This window comes from Ruegeria sp. CDSB022, assembly GCF_059611145.1.
This window is the reverse complement of record NZ_JBXWOZ010000015.1, coordinates 58,836-77,146: the sequence shown is the minus strand read 5'-3', so window position 1 is coordinate 77,146 and position 18,311 is coordinate 58,836. Positions and strand designations below refer to the sequence as shown.

31 protein-coding genes and 1 pseudogene are annotated in these 18,311 nt (G+C 54.6%); 30 read left to right on the top strand and 2 right to left on the bottom strand.

What is annotated here, in order from left to right; all coding sequences use genetic code 11:
• Positions 1–123 precede the first annotated feature (123 nt).
• Entirely contained in the window at positions 124–465 is a 342-nt protein-coding gene (locus tag AC2FIZ_RS17580) for a RidA family protein (RefSeq protein WP_142639802.1), read from the bottom strand.
• Between the two features lie 256 nt (positions 466–721).
• Here AC2FIZ_RS17580 and AC2FIZ_RS17575 point away from each other — a divergent pair, with 256 nt between their 5' ends.
• The 29 genes and pseudogenes from AC2FIZ_RS17575 (at position 722) to rpmD (ending at position 16,374) form a co-directional block, all read left to right on the top strand.
• Positions 722–1,474 (top strand): FkbM family methyltransferase, encoded by a 753-nt coding sequence (locus tag AC2FIZ_RS17575; protein WP_271951961.1) that lies wholly within the window; start codon positions 722–724, stop codon positions 1,472–1,474.
• A 44-nt stretch (positions 1,475–1,518) separates the two neighbouring features.
• Positions 1,519–1,620: pseudogene (locus AC2FIZ_RS17570) on the top strand (EF-Tu C-terminal domain-related protein); the annotation flags it as partial.
• Between the two features lie 155 nt (positions 1,621–1,775).
• Positions 1,776–2,435 (top strand): hypothetical protein, encoded by a 660-nt coding sequence (locus tag AC2FIZ_RS17565; RefSeq protein WP_142639798.1) that lies wholly within the window; start codon positions 1,776–1,778, stop codon positions 2,433–2,435.
• A 192-nt stretch (positions 2,436–2,627) separates the two neighbouring features.
• The gene (gene rpsJ, locus AC2FIZ_RS17560; RefSeq protein WP_008756422.1) at positions 2,628–2,942 is read left to right on the top strand and encodes a 30S ribosomal protein S10; all 315 of its coding nucleotides are present in this window, start codon (positions 2,628–2,630) and stop codon (positions 2,940–2,942) included.
• A gap of 18 nt (positions 2,943–2,960) precedes the next feature.
• Positions 2,961–3,686, top strand: coding sequence for a 50S ribosomal protein L3 (gene rplC, locus AC2FIZ_RS17555; RefSeq protein ID WP_142639796.1), 726 nt, complete (start codon positions 2,961–2,963; stop codon positions 3,684–3,686).
• A complete protein-coding gene (rplD, locus tag AC2FIZ_RS17550; protein ID WP_050605826.1) occupies positions 3,683–4,300 on the top strand; it encodes a 50S ribosomal protein L4 in 618 nt (205 codons plus the stop codon). The genes rplC and rplD overlap by 4 nt, the downstream gene beginning before the upstream one ends.
• Entirely contained in the window at positions 4,297–4,593 is a 297-nt protein-coding gene (locus AC2FIZ_RS17545; protein ID WP_142639794.1) for a 50S ribosomal protein L23, read from the top strand. Before rplD ends, AC2FIZ_RS17545 begins: the two co-directional genes overlap by 4 nt.
• A gap of 170 nt (positions 4,594–4,763) precedes the next feature.
• Positions 4,764–5,798: a fatty acid desaturase gene (locus tag AC2FIZ_RS17540; protein ID WP_281973757.1), complete on the top strand. Its 1,035-nt coding sequence runs from the start codon at positions 4,764–4,766 to the stop codon at positions 5,796–5,798.
• Between the two features lie 80 nt (positions 5,799–5,878).
• Positions 5,879–6,055 carry a hypothetical protein gene (locus AC2FIZ_RS17535; protein ID WP_176797675.1) on the top strand — a complete coding sequence of 59 codons (177 nt, stop codon included), beginning with the start codon at positions 5,879–5,881 and terminating at the stop codon, positions 6,053–6,055.
• A gap of 592 nt (positions 6,056–6,647) precedes the next feature.
• Positions 6,648–6,905: a hypothetical protein gene (locus AC2FIZ_RS17530; protein ID WP_281973756.1), complete on the top strand. Its 258-nt coding sequence runs from the start codon at positions 6,648–6,650 to the stop codon at positions 6,903–6,905.
• A gap of 334 nt (positions 6,906–7,239) precedes the next feature.
• A complete protein-coding gene (gene rplB / locus AC2FIZ_RS17525) occupies positions 7,240–8,082 on the top strand; it encodes a 50S ribosomal protein L2 (protein WP_008757664.1) in 843 nt (280 codons plus the stop codon).
• Between the two features lie 3 nt (positions 8,083–8,085).
• Positions 8,086–8,364, top strand: coding sequence for a 30S ribosomal protein S19 (gene rpsS, locus AC2FIZ_RS17520; protein WP_005980699.1), 279 nt, complete (start codon positions 8,086–8,088; stop codon positions 8,362–8,364).
• Positions 8,365–8,367: 3 nt separating this feature from the next.
• A complete protein-coding gene (rplV, locus tag AC2FIZ_RS17515) occupies positions 8,368–8,748 on the top strand; it encodes a 50S ribosomal protein L22 (RefSeq protein ID WP_039538267.1) in 381 nt (126 codons plus the stop codon).
• Complete coding sequence (gene rpsC / locus AC2FIZ_RS17510) at positions 8,748–9,458, top strand: 30S ribosomal protein S3 (RefSeq protein ID WP_037311761.1); 711 nt, start codon at positions 8,748–8,750, stop codon at positions 9,456–9,458. The genes rplV and rpsC overlap by 1 nt, the downstream gene beginning before the upstream one ends.
• Before the next feature lie 12 nt (positions 9,459–9,470).
• Positions 9,471–9,884 carry a 50S ribosomal protein L16 gene (gene rplP / locus AC2FIZ_RS17505; protein WP_085823145.1) on the top strand — a complete coding sequence of 138 codons (414 nt, stop codon included), beginning with the start codon at positions 9,471–9,473 and terminating at the stop codon, positions 9,882–9,884.
• Between the two features lie 143 nt (positions 9,885–10,027).
• On the top strand, positions 10,028–10,648 hold the full coding sequence (locus AC2FIZ_RS17500; RefSeq protein WP_282027697.1) for a 2OG-Fe(II) oxygenase family protein: 621 nt from the start codon (positions 10,028–10,030) through the stop codon (positions 10,646–10,648).
• Positions 10,649–10,851: 203 nt separating this feature from the next.
• The gene (locus tag AC2FIZ_RS17495) at positions 10,852–11,058 is read left to right on the top strand and encodes a cold-shock protein (RefSeq protein ID WP_010437077.1); all 207 of its coding nucleotides are present in this window, start codon (positions 10,852–10,854) and stop codon (positions 11,056–11,058) included.
• 171 nt (positions 11,059–11,229) lie between these two features.
• Positions 11,230–11,841, top strand: a complete 612-nt coding sequence (locus AC2FIZ_RS17490) for a hypothetical protein (RefSeq protein ID WP_142639789.1) — start codon at positions 11,230–11,232, stop codon at positions 11,839–11,841.
• A gap of 244 nt (positions 11,842–12,085) precedes the next feature.
• Entirely contained in the window at positions 12,086–12,292 is a 207-nt protein-coding gene (gene rpmC / locus AC2FIZ_RS17485) for a 50S ribosomal protein L29 (protein ID WP_074736205.1), read from the top strand.
• A gap of 4 nt (positions 12,293–12,296) precedes the next feature.
• Positions 12,297–12,527 (top strand): 30S ribosomal protein S17, encoded by a 231-nt coding sequence (rpsQ, locus tag AC2FIZ_RS17480; RefSeq protein ID WP_037311742.1) that lies wholly within the window; start codon positions 12,297–12,299, stop codon positions 12,525–12,527.
• A gap of 76 nt (positions 12,528–12,603) precedes the next feature.
• Positions 12,604–12,972 carry a 50S ribosomal protein L14 gene (gene rplN / locus AC2FIZ_RS17475; protein WP_005621870.1) on the top strand — a complete coding sequence of 123 codons (369 nt, stop codon included), beginning with the start codon at positions 12,604–12,606 and terminating at the stop codon, positions 12,970–12,972.
• Between the two features lie 2 nt (positions 12,973–12,974).
• Positions 12,975–13,286 (top strand): 50S ribosomal protein L24, encoded by a 312-nt coding sequence (rplX, locus tag AC2FIZ_RS17470; protein ID WP_142639787.1) that lies wholly within the window; start codon positions 12,975–12,977, stop codon positions 13,284–13,286.
• A complete protein-coding gene (rplE, locus tag AC2FIZ_RS17465) occupies positions 13,279–13,839 on the top strand; it encodes a 50S ribosomal protein L5 (RefSeq protein WP_142639786.1) in 561 nt (186 codons plus the stop codon). The genes rplX and rplE overlap by 8 nt, the downstream gene beginning before the upstream one ends.
• Positions 13,840–13,858: 19 nt before the next feature.
• On the top strand, positions 13,859–14,164 hold the full coding sequence (rpsN, locus tag AC2FIZ_RS17460; protein ID WP_142639784.1) for a 30S ribosomal protein S14: 306 nt from the start codon (positions 13,859–13,861) through the stop codon (positions 14,162–14,164).
• A gap of 13 nt (positions 14,165–14,177) precedes the next feature.
• The gene (gene rpsH, locus AC2FIZ_RS17455; RefSeq protein ID WP_142639782.1) at positions 14,178–14,570 is read left to right on the top strand and encodes a 30S ribosomal protein S8; all 393 of its coding nucleotides are present in this window, start codon (positions 14,178–14,180) and stop codon (positions 14,568–14,570) included.
• Positions 14,571–14,582: 12 nt separating this feature from the next.
• Positions 14,583–15,116 carry a 50S ribosomal protein L6 gene (gene rplF / locus AC2FIZ_RS17450; RefSeq protein ID WP_058272374.1) on the top strand — a complete coding sequence of 178 codons (534 nt, stop codon included), beginning with the start codon at positions 14,583–14,585 and terminating at the stop codon, positions 15,114–15,116.
• A gap of 11 nt (positions 15,117–15,127) precedes the next feature.
• Positions 15,128–15,487 (top strand): 50S ribosomal protein L18, encoded by a 360-nt coding sequence (gene rplR, locus AC2FIZ_RS17445; protein WP_142639780.1) that lies wholly within the window; start codon positions 15,128–15,130, stop codon positions 15,485–15,487.
• A gap of 116 nt (positions 15,488–15,603) precedes the next feature.
• A complete protein-coding gene (gene rpsE / locus AC2FIZ_RS17440) occupies positions 15,604–16,173 on the top strand; it encodes a 30S ribosomal protein S5 (protein ID WP_142639778.1) in 570 nt (189 codons plus the stop codon).
• A 12-nt stretch (positions 16,174–16,185) separates the two neighbouring features.
• A complete protein-coding gene (rpmD, locus tag AC2FIZ_RS17435; protein ID WP_008757946.1) occupies positions 16,186–16,374 on the top strand; it encodes a 50S ribosomal protein L30 in 189 nt (62 codons plus the stop codon).
• 121 nt (positions 16,375–16,495) lie between these two features.
• Here rpmD and AC2FIZ_RS17430 read toward each other — a convergent pair whose 3' ends face one another.
• A complete protein-coding gene (locus AC2FIZ_RS17430) occupies positions 16,496–17,509 on the bottom strand; it encodes a radical SAM/SPASM domain-containing protein (RefSeq protein WP_496791410.1) in 1,014 nt (337 codons plus the stop codon).
• Between the two features lie 512 nt (positions 17,510–18,021).
• On the opposite strand from AC2FIZ_RS17430, the gene AC2FIZ_RS17425 reads away from it, so the two are divergent.
• The gene (locus tag AC2FIZ_RS17425) at positions 18,022–18,234 is read left to right on the top strand and encodes a DUF1127 domain-containing protein (RefSeq protein ID WP_142639774.1); all 213 of its coding nucleotides are present in this window, start codon (positions 18,022–18,024) and stop codon (positions 18,232–18,234) included.
• The last annotated feature ends 77 nt before the right edge of the window (positions 18,235–18,311 follow it).

Genomic DNA, 18,311 nt, shown 5'->3' with positions numbered 1-18,311 from the left:
CGTTCGCCGAATAGTCTCAGACCTAACCGTCGAAACAAAAAAGCCCGCCCCAAACCGGGGCGGGCTTTTTCTGTTTGAATTTGGTAGTTCAAGACGGGGGAATTCCTAAAGAAGCAGCATGCTTCAGTCGTATGCGGCGTCCACTATGAATTCCACCTTCAGTTCGGGCCGCGCTAGTTTTGCTTCGCCACACGCCCTCGCAGGTGCGTATCCTGCAGGAACCCAAGCATTCCAGACCTCGTTCAAACCAGCAAAGTCCTTCATATCGGCCAGCCAGATGGTCACACGCAGCATTTTTTCCCGTGATGAACCTGCGCGCTCTAGCAGGTCGTCAATTTTCCCAAGGCAAATACGCACCTGTTCCTGAATGGTATCACCTTCGGCGACTTGCCCGGTCAAATAGGCCACACCATTATGTTTAACGATTTTGGACGATCTCTCGCCGGTTTCGATGCGTTCTATCATTGGAGTGATCTCGCTGTTTCCTGTTTGATGCACGCGTTCATGGTCATAAGATGCCCCGCATGGCAAACGGAAACCGCTTGAGTAACTTTCAGAAAAGTTGAACTGGTCGGGGACGGGGCGGGTCGATAGCATTTTGCCGCGCCTAGGCTAGCTTGCCAGCGACACAGTATACCAGATTGCGCTTTTGCCGTTGAAGTGCTCTCTAGTTGGTTTCAGTGGATTGCATCGGGCGAAACCGCAAGAAGGATACTTCGACATGGACGAAACCGTAGAACGACTGTCCAAACGCCTGAAGCGGCGAGGATATCAGGTTTCGCCAATGAAGGAGACGGGTGCCTATATCGGTAATCTGGGTTTTGAGGTCGAGACAGTATTCGATGTCGGGGTGGCCTCGGGAACCGAGCATTTGTACGAGGCTTTCCCCGCAGCCAAGTTTGTGTTGGTCGAGCCCATTTCGGATTACGAAACCAAAGTACGGAAAAACTGGGGAGACAAGATCGATTTTGATTTCCATGCTTGCGGAGTTGGTGCCGAAAGCGGACAGACGACTCTTCGAATTCCAACAGTTGGCGATCGTTGGCTCGGCACACGGGCAACGATGCAGGAGTTTGACGAAGCGGCAATCCAGCACACCTCGCAAGTTGAAGAGCGACAAGTCCCGGTAAAAACACTGGATGAGATTGCGTCTTCCTACAAGGAACCTTTCGGATTGAAAATCGACACGGAAGGTTTTGAAATCGAGGTTATTAAAGGTGCATCGGAGATGCTGAAAAAATGCACCTTTGTATTGGCTGAAGTCTCTGTACGGCGTCGGTATCACGGCGGTTATAGGTTCAGCGATTTTGTCGCCGCGATGGCAGATCACGGGTTTGAGCTGCACGAATTCGTCAGGCCACCGTCTGCGGAAGCGACCGATTGCGATGCCATCTTTGCCCCTTTCGAAAGCTCAGTGTTCGACTATCAGGATACCAGACTGTCACGTATGGCGGCACGCGTAGCCAAGACATAGTCTAAGGGCATCTTTCCGCATGCAACGCGAGTTGTGTTGTCCGCGAAGGCGTTGAGCCAATCGCGATGGAAGATGGCCTGCGCATTGCGATCCACGAAGGCGGCCGCACCGTCGGCGCCGGTGTTGTGTCGAAGATTGTTGAGTAAGTCGCGCAAGCGAATGATCAAACGGAAAGGGCGTCCCTCGGGGCGCCCTTTCCTGTTTCCGTTTTCAACTTGATATTTAGTTGGCGTTTTGACTTAAGCTCACTCAGCATTCTGCTTTTGGACCGTATATACGAACAAACACTGACGAGAAAATTTTGAACAAAACAACGTTTTTGATCCTCTCTTGCCTCGTATTGTGCGCTTGCACCACGCTTGAAACGACACAAGTTTCTTCAAGAAAAAAGCTGACCATCCTGGGGGACGTTGCTTTGGATGCCGATTGGCATTGCGGCGCAGGCTTTTCAGATCCGAGCTTCAAACGTATCAGTTTGCCTGGCGTTTTCGAAGTTGATTTCATTAGAAACCGGTATCAGGGAGCGCTTAAACCTGACGGTAAAGCGCTTGCAGTATTCGATAGTGAAGAGAACTGTTCGCTATTGATTGAAGCCAATGAAAAGTTTGTTCTTGCGAACGGTGGATTTCCGCTGAAAGAACACATAGGAAAAAGCATGTATGCAGAAATTGCCGCTGCGACTGAAGAGTTCTATCGGAAATGCGAAAACGCTGAGATCAATTCGCGCGTTGACGCCAGCAAAGTCGAGTACCCTTCGTATAATGGCCCGGGTTCAGTTGTCCTAGAGCCGAAGTCCATTTGCGAGATGGAATTGGAAGCCGCCTCTCTAAGGTTTGGAGTTGTCGTTGATGACAAACCTACTGGCCTTTACATTGTGGACGGCAATGCTTTTCTTTGGCTCCCGTATACTGAGTGTTTTGAGCATTCAATTGATACCAATCTGATAAAATGGTGTGAGTAGCTGGAGCGGCATCGATTACACGTGTCGAAATACATTAAACCCCCTTGCCAAACCCCACCAACCCCTGTAGGTCGCGCGAGTTCTCTGTAAGAACATCAAGGCGGGGTGATTCCCGCCTTTTGGGTTCGATGAGGGTTGGCGATGCGCGCTTGTCCTCCTCTCAACCTCAACGCCTGATAAAAGGCTGTTATTATGCAAAGCCAAAATATCCGTATTCGGCTGAAGGCATTTGACTATCGCGTTCTGGATGCCAGCACGCAAGAGATCGTCAACACTGCCAAGCGGACCGGCGCGAACGTGCGCGGCCCGATCCCGCTGCCGAACAAGATCGAGAAGTTCACGGTTCTCCGTGGTCCTCACGTTGACAAGAAATCCCGCGACCAATTCGAGATCCGTACGCACAAGCGTCTGCTCGACATCGTTGATCCGACCCCCCAGACCGTTGACGCGCTGATGAAGCTCGACCTCGCTGCTGGTGTGGACGTCGAGATCAAGCTGCAGTCGTAAGATCGGAGGGTATAGATTATGCGCTCTGGTATTATCGCAAAAAAAGTCGGCATGACCCGCCTGTTCATGGAAGACGGCAAGCAGATCCCTGTGACCGTTCTTCACCTGGACAACCTGCAGGTTGTTGCACAGCGCACGGACGAGAAGGACGGCTATACTGCTGTTCAGCTGGGTGCCGGTGCTGCCAAGGCAAAACGCACCTCGAAAGCCATGCGCGGTCACTATGCCGCTGCCAAGGTTGAACCCAAGCGTAAGCTGGTCGAGTTCCGCGTCTCTGAAGATGGCCTGATCGAAGTGGGTGCCGAGATTTCGGCAGAACATTTCCTGGAAGGTCAGAAAGTTGACGTTTCGGGTACTTCGATCGGTAAAGGCTTTGCCGGTGCAATGAAGCGCTGGAACTTCGGTGGTCTTCGCGCCTCACATGGTGTTTCGATCAGCCACCGTTCGCACGGTTCAACTGGCCAGTGTCAGGATCCGGGCAAAGTTTTCAAAGGCAAAAAGATGGCCGGTCACATGGGTGCTGCCCGTGTAACCACCCAGAACCTGGAAGTCGTCAAAACCGACGCCGACCGTGGTCTGGTCTTCATCAAAGGCGCCGTTCCCGGACCGAAATCCGGTTGGGTTACCGTCAAGGACGCCGTCAAGAAGAAAGCACCGGAAGGCCTGCCTTTCCCGGCTGCTGTGAAATCGGCTGCAACCGAAGCACCTGCGGAAGAAGCTCCCGCGGAAGGTGGTGAAGCATGAAACTTGATGTAATCAAACTGGACGGCGGCAAAGCCGGCAACATCGAGCTGGATGCGGACCTGTTCGGCCTGGAGCCGCGCGCGGACATCCTGCACCGTGTGGTCCGTTGGCAGCGTAACAACGCGCAGGCTGGCACCCACAAGGTCAAGACCCGCTCGGAAGTGTCCTACTCGACCAAGAAGATCTATCGCCAAAAAGGCACCGGTGGCGCACGCCACGGCGCCCGTTCGGCACCGATCTTCCGGGGTGGTGGCGTTTACAAAGGTCCGGTCGTGCGTTCGCATGGTCATGACCTGCCGAAAAAGTTCCGTAAACTTGGTCTGCGCCACGCGCTGTCTGCCAAAATGGCAGCTGGTGAACTGGTCGTGATCGAGAACGCCGAAGCCGAAGGCAAGACCGCCGCTCTGGCCAAGCAGGTTGCAAACCTGGGTTGGAAACGCGCTCTGGTCATCGACGGGGCGACCGTGAACGAAGGGTTCCTGAAGGCGTCGCGCAACATCGAAGGTCTGGATATCCTGCCGTCGATGGGTGCAAACGTTTATGACATCCTCAAGCGTGACACTCTGGTGCTCACCAAAGCGGCTGTCGAAGCACTGGAGGCTCGACTGAAATGAGCGCGAAGGCAGAACACTACGACGTGATCCGCAAGCCGATCATCACCGAAAAGTCGACCATGGCGTCCGAAAACGGCGCGGTTGTCTTTGAGGTTGCGATTGACAGCAACAAGCCACAGATCAAAGAGGCCGTTGAGGCACTGTTTGGTGTGAAGGTCAAAGCGGTGAACACCTCTGTGACCAAAGGTAAGGTCAAGCGGTTCCGCGGCCAGTTGGGCAAGCGGAAAGACGTCAAAAAAGCATATGTGACCCTTGAAGAGGGTAACACCATCGACATTTCCACCGGTCTTTGATCGGGCATGTCTTTGGACAAACCATTAAGACCCCCGCGAAAGCGGGGGTTTTTCTTTAGGTAGTGACACCAAAAGTTGAGCGCCATTCCCAGCGTCTCGAACAGAAAATGATTGCTATGCCGGTGGGGTCGTCTATCCGGTATGGAACAAACAAACGATATGGCAGGCGCATGACCCAATCCACTCTCTCGACCCGGGACAACCCGGATATGACTGTCGCGCGGGACTGGGTGTCGACGCTGGCCAAATATCGGGAGCCAAGCCAACCGCGTAGCTGGTTCGAGCTGGGGGTTACCTGTGTTCCCTTCATAGCGCTTTGGGCCTTGGCCTGGATGTCTTTGTCGGTCAGCTATTGGCTAGCGCTTGCGATCTCGGTTCTGAACGCGGCCTTTTTGCTGCGCCTGTTTGCCATTCAGCATGATTGCGGTCACGGGGCATTTTTTACGAACCGGACGGTCAGTGACTGGGTCGGTCGGGGGCTCGGGGTGCTGACGTTGACGCCTTACGATGTTTGGCGGCGCACACATTCCTCGCATCACAACTCATCTGGCAATCTGGATAAGCGCGGGATGGGAGACATCCATACGCTGACGGTGGCCGAATACCGGGCGCTGACGCCTTTGAACCGGTTATTTTACCGGCTCTATCGCCACCCGATCACCCTGTTTGGCTTTGGGCCCGGCTATCTGTTCCTGTTTCAAAACCGCCTCCCGCTTGGCTTGACCGGTATTCCGAAATTCTGGGTCAGCGCGATGGCGACGAACCTGGCCATTCTGGCCGCACTGGGGGCCATCTACTATTTTGGTGGCCTGATGCCGGTTCTGCTGATTTTCCTGCCCTCGACCCTGATCGCTGCAACGGCTGGCGTCTGGCTGTTCTACGTCCAGCACCAATTCGAAGAGACGCAATGGGACCCTGATCAGGACTGGCAACTGCACGAGGCCGCCCTGCACGGCAGCTCGCATTACATCCTGCCATCCGTATTGCAGTGGTTCACGGCCAATATCGGCATCCACCACGTACACCATCTGTACAGTCGCATCCCGTTCTATCGCCTGACCGAAGTGCTGCGGGATCATGACGAATTGGCCAACAGCAACCGGATGACCATCCGCGAGAGCCTCGCCAACGCGCGGCTGCACCTGTGGGATGAAAAGAACCGCCGCCTGCTGTCCTTTGCCGAAGCGCGCGCGCTGTATGGGTGACGGGATCGGTCAGATGGTGTGAACGATAGCCGGAAATCCGGTCGTTGCCCCCGGCGTGTGATGCGGATACGGTCGCTCTTATGAAACATGTCCCCAAAGAAACAACAGATGAGGCCCTTATTCAGGAGTTCCTGGATAAAGGAGGCAAAGTCAGCATCGGCAAAACCAAACCTGCGCCAGCAGAGCTGGGTCTGAGCAAGAATGTCTGGAACGCCAAGCTGACCAAGGAAGAGAAGGCCGCGCGCGACAAGAAGTGATCGTGCGGGGCTTTGGGTGAGCGTTGAGGCTTCTGGTGTAACACTGGAAAATGGCATCCATTGACGTGTTCGCCAGCCTCTGGTCGGCCTCGTCTTTGGAGAGAGATATTTGGCCCCCGCGCAAGCGAGTTTTTTTGTTGTCTCTATCCGCAAGCCGCGCCGGTGACTGACCGTGGGATGGCGCCGCAGCGACTGATCTGCGCGCTTTATAGTGCCAATTACATCCGAACTTATAGCGAGGCGCAATAGTCCCCAAAGCGCCAGCCCGCCGGGACGGGCAGTCGCTGGCGCGGCGGCCTTCGGCCTTGACTACGCACCTTTTGGGCGAACTGAAAGAAATTGTCAGAACAAGTATGCTTGGGAGGAAAGTGAAGCTACCGAAGTTAACCTAAGCCATCCGTCAAACGTCTAACTCAATAGGTCAGATGCGAGTGTCGAATTCCTTTAATGGCAATTCTGGCTCTCATTCAAAACTCTCTAGTATCTCGGTATACCGGCACCTTTGTCTGCGATGCATGCGTTGGCTTTGTTGGCCAGTTCATAGTGTACTGTGTTCGGTGGATCAATTGAGTACCCGGTGCGACCGCCTACAATGTATTTTGTGACTCGAAAATTTGATCCAATCCCAGCTTCCGCGGCGCATTCCAGCACAATATCCAAATCTGATTTCGCGCTGGTCTTTTGGCCTTCCGAAGCCTCCGGTAAATCTGCTGTGCTGCACGCAGAAACGAATGCTGTTCCGCAAATTGCAAAGATGGGGAATGTGGCCTTAATCATCTTTTACCTCCTAGTTGAAATGTGGGAAAAGTCAGTAGATGAAGAGATTCCGGCATCAACTAGCAGTGCGTAAATAACTATATATGTTGCCAATATTCTATACTGGTCTTGGTTGTGAGCTGCGCACAGCCGTTGCCGTCACCAAGTTTGAACAATATTCTTTCGTGGTTTAAGAAAATGAATTTGGAGGGAACCATAGAGTATCGAAGTTTTCGAAATTCATAGAGCACCCTATAGACACCCACCCCCAACACGGCTATATGCACCCAATCTTGCGGCCTCGGATTCGTTCCGGGGCTTCTGATATTTGAAACCGGGGACCTTCGGGGCCCTATACCCTTGGCACCTACGGGGGCCTATCACATAGCGGGGAAATCCCCGCACTTGCTAAACGGAAGACAGAAAGCATGGCACTCAAGTCGTACAAGCCGACGACGCCGGGCCAGCGCGGGCTGGTGCTGATCGACCGTTCGGAGCTTTGGAAAGGACGTCCGGTCAAGTCTCTCACTGAGGGTTTGACCAAATCGGGCGGCCGGAACAACACCGGACGGATCACTTCACGCCGCCGCGGCGGTGGCGCAAAGCGTCTCTACCGGATCGTTGACTTCAAACGGAATAAATTTGATGTCGCGGCAACCGTCGAGCGGATCGAATATGACCCGAACCGGACCGCGTTTATCGCACTGGTAAAATACGAAGACGGCGAGCAGGCATATATCCTGGCTCCGCAGCGTCTGGCTGTTGGTGACAAGGTTGTGGCTTCGGCCAAGGCCGACATCAAGCCGGGCAACGCAATGCCGTTCTCGGGTATGCCTATTGGTACCATCGTCCACAACATCGAGATGAAGCCTGGTAAAGGCGGTCAGATCGCACGTGCGGCCGGTACTTACGCGCAATTCGTAGGCCGCGATGGCGGTTATGCTCAGATCCGTCTGAGCTCGGGCGAGCTGCGCATGGTCCGTCAGGAATGCATGGCCACCGTTGGTGCCGTGTCCAACCCCGACAACAGCAACCAAAACCTCGGTAAAGCCGGTCGTATGCGCCACAAAGGCGTGCGTCCGTCGGTTCGTGGTGTTGCTATGAACCCGATCGATCACCCGCACGGTGGTGGTGAAGGCCGTACCTCGGGTGGCCGTACACCGGTTACGCCTTGGGGTAAGGACACCAAGGGTAAGCGTACTCGCAACAAAAACAAAGCGTCCCAGAAGCTGATCATCCGCTCGCGGCACGCCAAGAAGAAGGGACGTTAATCCATGTCTCGCTCTGTTTGGAAGGGTCCTTTCGTCGATGCTTACGTGCTGAAAAAAGCCGAAGCAGCGCGCGAGTCGGGCCGCAACGAAGTTATCAAAATCTGGTCGCGTCGTTCCACCATTCTGCCCCAGTTCGTGGGTCTGACCTTTGGTGTGTACAACGGCCAGAAGCATATCCCCGTCAACGTCTCGGAAGACATGATCGGTCAGAAGTTCGGTGAGTATTCGCCGACTCGCACCTATTACGGTCACGCCGCTGACAAAAAAGCGAAGCGGAAGTAAGTCATGGGCAAGGAAAAGAACCCCCGCCGCGTGGCTGAAAACGAAGCAATGGCAAAAACGCGCATGCTCCGTACCAGCCCGCAGAAACTGAACCTGGTTGCGCAGATGATCCGCGGCAAGAAAGTTGAGAAGGCTCTGACCGACCTGACTTTCTCGAACAAGCGTGTCGCGCAGGACGTCAAAAAGTGCCTGCAGTCCGCAATCGCCAACGCTGAGAACAACCACAACCTGGACGTCGACGAGCTGATCGTTGCCGAAGCATGGGTTGGCAAGAACCTGGTCATGAAACGCGGTCGCCCTCGGGCCCGTGGCCGTTTCGGCAAGATCATGAAGCCGTTCTCGGAGATCACCATCAAGGTGCGTCAAGTTGAGGAGCAAGCCTAATGGGTCATAAAGTAAATCCGATCGGCATGCGCCTTCAGGTGAACCGCACCTGGGACAGCCGCTGGTACGCCGATACCAAGGACTACGGTGATCTTCTGCTGGAAGATCTGAAGATCCGTGAGTTCATCAACAAAGAGTGCAAGCAAGCCGGCATCGCCCGTGTGATCATCGAACGTCCGCACAAGAAGTGCCGCGTTACGATCCACACTGCACGTCCGGGTGTCATCATCGGCAAGAAAGGCGCGGACATTGAAGTTCTGCGCAAGAAAATCGCCCTGATGACAGACAGCGAATTGCACCTGAACATTGTCGAAGTGCGCAAGCCCGAGCTTGACGCACAGCTGGTTGCCGAGTCTATCGCTCAGCAGCTGGAGCGCCGGGTTTCGTTCCGTCGCGCGATGAAGCGGTCTGTTCAGAACGCCATGCGTATGGGCTCTCTGGGTATCCGGGTGAACGTCGCTGGCCGTCTGGGTGGCGCCGAAATCGCACGGACCGAGTGGTACCGCGAAGGCCGTGTGCCTCTGCACACGCTGCGCGCCGACATCGATTACGCACAAGCCGAAGCGATGACTCCTTATGGGATCATCGGGATCAAGGTCTGGATCTTCAAAGGTGAGATCATGGAGCACGATCCGCAGGCACGTGACCGTAAAGCACAGGAACTCCAGGACGGCCCTGCACCTCGTGGTGCTGGTGGCGGTCGTCGCTAAGGAGGGAAAGATATGCTTCAACCAAAGCGTACTAAATTCCGCAAGATGCACAAAGGCCGGATCAAGGGTGAAGCCAAGGGCGGCTCTGATCTGAACTTTGGCACCTATGGACTGAAAGCTCTTGAGCCTGAGCGTGTAACTGCACGCCAGATCGAAGCTGCACGTCGTGCCATGACGCGTCACATGAAGCGTCAGGGTCGTGTCTGGATCCGCATCTTCCCCGACACTCCGGTTACGGCTAAGCCGATCGAAGTTCGTATGGGTAAAGGTAAAGGTTCGGTCGACCGCTGGGCATGCAAAGTCAAGCCTGGCCGCGTGATGTTCGAAATCGACGGCGTCAATGACGACATCGCCCGCGAGGCCCTGCGCCTGGCTGCGATGAAGCTGCCGATCAAGACTCGCGTCGTGGTTCGCGAAGACTGGTAAGCGACCCGGGGGCGACCCCGCTCGCGACAAGATTGACCCCCGTCGGGAAACCGGCGGGGGTTTTTGGTTTGATGGCGCTGCCCCCGCGACAGCCTCGCAAAACACCCATCGCCTTCATCGAGAGGCTGGTTTAAGACAGGCCCATGGCACAAATTGAATCGCTCTTCGTTACCCGTCTTTATCGCGCAGCCCTTTCCGATTTCGATCCCAAGATCGATCCCGAGGAAATGGAAAATTCTTGTCTTGTCATCGCCGAGGATGACGAGGCCGGGCAGGAATGGTGCGAAGAAAACGGCTATCCCGGTTATACCAGCTATGCCTCGCTGACGGATCTGCCCTGGCGGTTTCCGATCTTTGCCGATCTGGTTAAGGTGCTGGACCAGCACGTTGCAGCTTTTGCTAAGGATCTGGAGTTTGATCTGGGTGAGGGTGAACTAAAGCTTGAAGACCTTTGGATCAACATTTTGCCCGAGGGCGGAATGCACTCCAGCCACCTGCACCCACATAGTGTGATCTCGGGCACGACTTATGTTTCGATGCCCGAAGGTGCTAGCGCGCTGAAGCTTGAAGACCCGCGCTCGGGCCGCATGATGGCAGCGCCCACGCGTATGAAAGGGGGGCGTCGGGACCTGCAGCCATTCATCTATGTGAAGCCTCAGGTTGGCGATGTCTTGCTATGGGAGAGCTGGTTGCGCCACGAGGTGCCGATGAACATGGCCGAGGATGAGCGGATTTCCGTCAGCTTTAACTATAAATGGGACTAGCACGGTCGTTTAAGGGACTCTGATTCAAAGGAATGTGTGAAAAGTTCTTGCATTGTGTCGTCAGATAAACGATGTGGGGGGCGCTTACGTTTTTCTTTTTCGACCACTGTCTCCCGAATATCGGCGTTCAGTCTTTCGATCCAGACCGACAACGCCGCGCTGTCGCAATTCCGCGGACAGCAATTTACTAGGAGACTACGGATATGGCCAACGGCACCGTAAAATGGTTCAACACAACTAAAGGTTTTGGCTTCATCGCACCGGAGACCGGTGGCAAAGACGTGTTTGTACACATCTCTGCTGTCGAGCGCTCGGGTCTGACCGGCCTGGCCGACGACCAGAAAGTAACGTTCGACATCGAACCCGGCCGTGACGGTCGTGAGTCGGCTGTGAACATCGCTCTGGCGTAAGTCACTCAGACTTAGACAGTTGAAGACGCGGTCTCGTGCAAACGAGGCCGCGTTTTGCGTTTGTGAGTGGGATGTCTACATGCTGTAATGGCTGGTGCATTCAACGCACCTGTCAACGAGGCCTAGGGTGGCGGGATTAATGCCAGCTTTTCTATTTTGTGGGAGTAAACCATGGGCGCGCCAAAACCAGCAAAGGTTGTACTAGCGGTTTCACTTTTTTTGGCGTTGGCCGTCGCACCTGCACTTGCGACGTGCCCAACCCGTGTAGATGTCGGTAAAGGCGTCTGGTTGGACTATGGCGGAACATGGCTTTTACGAGTTCAAACCGTTGTTGAGACGGGGTTTGTCGTTGAGTTGAGAACCGAAGACTCTAGGCGCATAGGTTTCGCTAGCCACTACGCGCATCCTTTGCTGTTCGGCGAGACCTTTATGAAGTTCACCGCCTCAAAGCGTTCATACGAGCAATCAGTTAGTTCCTTAGATGACCTAGAGCAGCAAAAAGAGTGGCAGTCAGGCTTCACGATACAAGATGGCGATAAAGAAGCCTTACTCGGCACTGTAACGGTTGAGTTCCAGAAAAATCGAATTGAACGGGTTGGAACGTGTAAATACAAAGTTTGGGAAGTTCTGGTGCGTGAGCATGTATCAGGGGATGACGAACGAACGGTAAAGGTGCTGTATTCTCCAGAGCTAAAGATAGTTTTGAAGCAGGCGCATATGCTGCCGAACTCTGGATTGGTTTGGGGAAGAGGTTTCGATGGAATTCGCTCCAAGAGCGAATAGGCTTCCAAATTCGGTTCAAACATCTCGTGCCCGTCGCTGGTTGCTCAAGTGAGCAGAGCGCTAAAAACGGCCTCTCGATCAATCCTCCATACTTTCCCTTGCCACCCACCCCAGAACCCCCTATAGAGCGGCATCTTGCGTTCCCCCGGCCGAGTCGGGGGATTCGTATGTCTATCATTCATCCACCAGGTCAAAGGTGACCCTGCATAGGGGCCTTCTGGTGTTTTGAGCAAAGGAAAAGGCGATGAACGCCCAAGAACTGCGTGACAAGACCCCTGACCAGCTCCGCGAGGAACTGGCCAACCTGAAGAAAGAAAGCTTTAACCTGCGCTTTCAACAGGCAACCGGTCAGATGGAAAGCACCGCTGGCATCAAAGCGGCCCGCCGCAATGCCGCCCGCGTTAAAACCATCCTGAACGAAAAGGCCGCTGCTGCGGCATCGGAGGAGTAATCCTATGCCTAAGCGTATCCTTTCCGGCACCGTAACGAGCGATGCCAACGCACAGACTGTAACCGTATCCGTCGAGCGCCGCTTTACGCATCCGGTTCTGAAGAAAACCATCCGTAAGTCCAAGAAATACCGGGCTCACGATGAAAAGAACGCCTTCAAGGTCGGCGATACAGTTCGCATCATCGAATGCGCGCCGAAATCGAAGACGAAACGTTGGGAAGTTCTGGAAGCGTAAGCCTCCGGGATTTTCCCATTTGTCGAAACCCTGGGGGATCTAACAAGACCAGCCCCCACAGGTCGGGAGAAACCACATGATCCAGATGCAGACCAATCTGGATGTCGCTGACAACTCCGGCGCACGCCGAGTTCAGTGCATCAAGGTCCTGGGTGGTTCCAAGCGTAAATACGCCTCTGTAGGCGACATCATTGTCGTCTCGGTGAAGGAAGCCATCCCACGCGGCCGCGTAAAGAAAGGTGACGTCCGTAAGGCCGTCGTCGTACGCACCGCCAAAGAAGTCCGTCGCGAAGACGGCACCGCGATCCGTTTCGATCGCAACGCCGCCGTCATTCTGAACAACAACAACGAGCCCGTAGGTACCCGTATCTTTGGCCCTGTTGTTCGTGAACTGCGCGCGAAAAACTTCATGAAAATCATCTCGCTTGCTCCGGAGGTGCTGTAATCATGGCTGCTAAACTCCGCAAAGGCGACAAGGTCGTCGTGCTGGCTGGCAAGGACAAGGGCAAAGAGGGAACTATCACCTCGGTCGACCCGAAAGCCGGTAAAGCCGTTGTTGATGGCGTGAACATCGCCATTCGCCACACCCGCCAGTCACAGACCTCGCAAGGTGGTCGCCTGCCTCAGGCAAACCCGATTGAGCTGTCGAACCTGGCTCTGCTGGACAAAAACGGTAAAGCAACCCGCGTTGGCTTCCGCATGGAAGGTGACAAGAAAGTTCGTTTTGCCAAGACCACGGGGGACGTGATCGATGCTTGATACCGCAACCTACACCCCGCGTCTGAAAGCTCAGTACGCTGAAACCATCCGTGCCGCTCTGAAAGAAGAGTTCGGTTACAAGAGCGATATGCAGCTGCCCAAGCTGGAAAAGATCGTTCTGAACATCGGTTGTGGTGCAGAGGCCGTCAGAGACTCGAAGAAGGCGAAAGCCGCTGTTGAAGATCTGACCGCGATTGCAGGCCAAAAGGCTGTTGCAACACTGGCGAAGAAGTCGATCGCGGGTTTCCGCGTCCGTGAAGACATGCCGCTGGGTGCGAAAGTTACCCTGCGCGGTGACCGGATGTATGAATTCCTGGATCGTCTGATCACCATCGCGCTGCCGCGCGTTCGTGACTTCCGCGGTGTTAAGCCTTCTTTCGATGGTCGTGGCAACTTTGCCATGGGCATGAAAGAGCACATCGTGTTCCCGGAAATCGACTTCGACAAGGTCGACGAGGTCTGGGGCCTGGATATCGTAATTGCCACCACAGCGAAAACCGACGCTGAAGCGAAAAGCCTGTTGAAAGCGTTCAACATGCCGTTCAACGCTTAAGCGCCGGGAGGATTGAGACATGGCTAAAAAAGCAATGATCGAACGCGAGAAGAAGCGCGAACGCCTGGTGGCCAAATATGCCGCAAAGCGTGCCGAGCTGAAAGAAATCGCGAATGACGAGAGCAAGCCGATGGAAGAGCGTTTCAAAGCGCGTCTGAAACTGGCGAAACTGCCGCGCAACAGCTCGGCAACTCGTCTTCACAACCGCTGTCAGCTGACAGGTCGTCCTCATGCTTACTATCGTAAGCTGAAGGTCAGCCGTATCATGCTGCGCGAGCTGGGTTCTGCAGGTCAGATCCCCGGCATGGTGAAATCGAGCTGGTAAGGGAGACATAGATATGAACGATCCTATCGGCGATATGCTCACCCGTATCCGCAACGCGCAAATGCGCGGCAAGTCCACTGTAAACACTCCGGCGTCGAAACTGCGCGCCTGGGTTCTGGACGTGCTGGCGGACGAAGGTTACATCCGTGGCTACGAAAAGATGACCGGTGAAAACGGTCATCCGGCCATCGAAATCAGCCTGAAATACTACGAAGGCACCCCTGTCATTCGCGAGTTGAAGCGGGTCTCCAAGCCCGGTCGTCGCGTATACATGGGCGTCAATGACATCCCGCAGGTCCGTCAGGGTCTAGGTGTGTCGATTGTCAGCACTCCGAAAGGTGTGATGTCGGACCAGAATGCACGCTCCAACAATGTTGGCGGCGAAGTGCTCTGCACCGTCTTCTAAGGAGGTCTGTCAATGTCTCGTATTGGTAAACGTCCGGTCGAACTGCCCAGCGGTGTAACCGCCTCGGTTTCCGGCCAGACCATCGAAGTCAAAGGCCCGAAAGGTGCCCGTAGCTTCACTGCGACTGATGACGTTACGCTGTCGGTCGAAGACAATGTGGTTCAAATCAACCCGCGTGGCATGTCCAAACGTGCCCGCCAGCAATGGGGCATGAGCCGCACCATGGTTGCCAATCTGGTAACCGGTGTGACCGAAGGCTTCAAAAAAGAGCTGGAGATCCAGGGTGTTGGTTACCGGGCTCAGATGCAGGGGAACACCCTGAAGCTGAACCTTGGCTACAGCCACGACGTTGATTTCGTTGCTCCGGAAGGTGTCACCATCACCGCACCGAAGCAGACCGTGATCATTGTGGAAGGTAACGACCAGCAGCAGGTGGGCGAAGTCGCGGCGAAAATCCGCGAATGGCGCCGTCCCGAGCCGTATAAAGGCAAGGGTATCCGCTATAAGGGCGAATTCATCTTCCGCAAAGAAGGCAAGAAGAAGTAAGGACGCAAACAATGGCAAACAGCAAAAGAACCCTGTTTCTGAAGCGCCGCCTGCGCGTTCGGAACAAACTTCGCAAGGTCAATGCAGGTCGTGTACGCCTGTCGGTTCACCGTTCGAACAAGAACATCAGCGCTCAGCTGATCGACGACGTTCGTGGTGTGACCCTGGCCTCGGCCTCGACCCTGGAAAAAGATCTGGGTGTAGTTGGCACAAACAACGTCGAAGCGGCTACGAAAGTGGGCGCAGCCATCGCCGAGCGTGCCAAGAAGGCAGGCGTCGAAGAGGCTTATTTCGATCGTGGCGGCTTCCTGTTCCACGGCAAAGTGAAGGCTGTCGCCGACGCTGCGCGTGAAGGTGGTCTGAAGATCTAAGACTTGCGGGCGGCGCCTCAGCTGCCCCGATGATCCGGGGGCCTCGGCAATAGTCGAGGCTCACTTGGATTGAAACAACGGCGCCGTAATGCGCCACATGAGAAAAGGGATGCCAAATGGCAGAACGTGAAAACCGTCGGGGCCGTGGCCGCGACCGCGACGAAACTCCGGAATTCGCAGACCGTCTGGTCGCGATCAACCGCGTGTCGAAAACCGTAAAAGGTGGTAAGCGCTTTGGCTTCGCCGCTCTGGTGGTTGTCGGCGATCAGAAGGGCCGCGTCGGCTTTGGCAAGGGTAAAGCAAAAGAAGTACCCGAGGCCATCCGTAAGGCGACTGAACAAGCCAAGCGTCAGATGATCCGCGTGCAGCTGCGCGAAGGTCGGACCCTGCACCACGATATCGAAGGCCGTCACGGCGCCGGTAAAGTGGTTATGCGCTCGGCACCTGAAGGTACTGGTATCATCGCCGGTGGTCCGATGCGTGCTGTGTTCGAAATGCTGGGCGTCAAGGACGTTGTGTCCAAGTCGTTGGGCTCGCAGAACCCGTACAACATGATCCGCGCCACCATCAACGGCCTGCAAAAAGAGCAGAGCCCGCGTTCGGTTGCACAGCGTCGCGGCAAGAAAGTTGCTGACATCCTGCCCAAGCGGGACGAAGCGCCTGTTGCTGCTGAAGCAGAAGCATAAGGAGAGCGACCCATGGCAAAAACCATCGTCGTCAAGCAGATCGGTTCCCCGATCCGCCGCCCCGCCGAACAGCGCGCGACCCTGATCGGTCTGGGCTTGAACAAGATGCACAAAACCCGTGAGCTGGAGGATACTCCTTCGGTCCGCGGCATGGTCAACAAGATCCCGCATCTGGTAGAGATCATCGAAGAACGCGGCTAATCGCGAGTTCTTTGAAGACTTAAGAACGCCTCCGATCTGATCGGGGGCGTTTTCTTGTTTAGCCGGTCGTTTTTTTCCGGCTCGTCTTATGGTGCTGTTCAGTGCCTCGGCGCAAACTCGGCTATGACCCGAGCGCCTTTTTTTCTGCAAACTCAATGTCGACTTCATGGCGCAACGAAGGTTCTCTGCCTGGTTTTTCGTACAGCCTGGGGCATCCATCGCAAAAACTGGCTGCTGCTTCGCGTTTGGAATGAGCACGCGGGTTCCAGACCTGCCAGCGCAGAGCTTTGTATTTTTCGTTGTTCCAGATGGTTTCAAGTGGTTCGTCGAAAACATTTCCCAACACATGCGGATCACGGTTCTTGTCGGAAACATATTGGCGGCCGGATCGCCAGAGACAGCAGGGAATCACATCGCCATCAAAGCGAATGACCGTGCTGCTGTGGGGCCAATGGCACCTTGGGGTGAGGGATGATGACAGGGGCGGGCCATTTTCAATCCGATCGGGATCGTCGTCTACGACGTTGTACAGATCTCCATTTGCATCGAACCGTAGCCCTTCAAACGTGGTAAAGGCGTCGATACCAATCTCGTCTACGATGGCCTTCACCTGAACCAGTTCATCCTCGGCGTGATGGGGGAAAGAGATATGCTGTATTTCTATGAACGGAGATTTCAGACCCTTCCTCTTTTTATAGCCAGCCAGTAGTCGCAGGTTGTTCAGAACGAAATCCAGGCGTCCGCGAACACGGGTAACCTGAAAGCTTTCCTGCGTCGCGCCATCAACTGAGATTGTGATATGGCTAAGCCCGGCATCGACCAGGTCATGAATCCTCTCGGCTTTTAGCCGATAGCTGAAATGGGTGGTGATATGGCTTTCCAAACCGGCTGCGGTCGTGGCCCGGATCATGTCGGTGAGGTCCGGGTGTGCCAGAGGATCGCCATAGTAGAACAGGCTTACACCAAGCGCGCGATCTTTGATCTGGTCAATGATATGCCGGTACTGCTGAATGCTGAGTTTGTCCTGTTTCCCGAACTTCTGATCGCTGAGCAAGGGTCGGTCACGACCTGCCGGATTCGCATGGACGCAATGTGGACAGGCTAGTGAGCACAGCGGCGAAATATCAATTTTCACCAAAGACGGCAGCGGGGCGGCTTGTTGAGAGTGAAGAAGATAGCCCCGAATGTTGCGCAACAGGTTTGCCGATTGCTTCAAGGAAGGACGGCGCTGAATCCAGCGCAACCTTCTAATAACGCTTGAAACCAAAGGCATGGAGTATCCTCATTCATGAAGTCGAGGACGCCCTAAACGTGCGAGGCGAAAATGGTAAAACAGGCCGAAATAGCCCGATAGTTCACGGATACGTGATAGAATAGTGAAAATATGGGTCCGTAAAAGAAAAAAGATATTAAAATATATAAATTTGATAAATCTTATCTTTAGACGAGAAATCCAAAGGTCTATTTCAACGAAAGCCTGTAGTGGGATGTCTAAACAGTGTTTTCACTGCCATTCCCTCAATGCATACCGGCCAGACCGAATCTTCTGTTGTTAGCGTTATCTGGCGTTCTTATTTGAGCTTTGTCCCAAATAGGAACGCAAACGAAATCTGGAGAATACGCTCCGGTTTAGAAAGGAATATAGAAATGGCAAACACAGCAACTTTTTCCCGCGAAGGCTTTGGTCTGACCGCCCGCATCACAACTCTGATCGCACGCGTGAAAGAGGCCTATGCCCTGCGCGCCGAATTCGGCCGCACCTATTCAGAGCTTCAGAACCTGACTGATCGTGAACTGAACGACATTGGTATCCGCCGGTGCGATATAAGTGATATTGCGCATAAGCACGTCTACTGCTGAGAACCTGGCAGGATGAACAACACCGAGGCGCCATTTGGCGCCTCTTTTGATTCTGCGTGCTTGAAAGGCACAGGCAC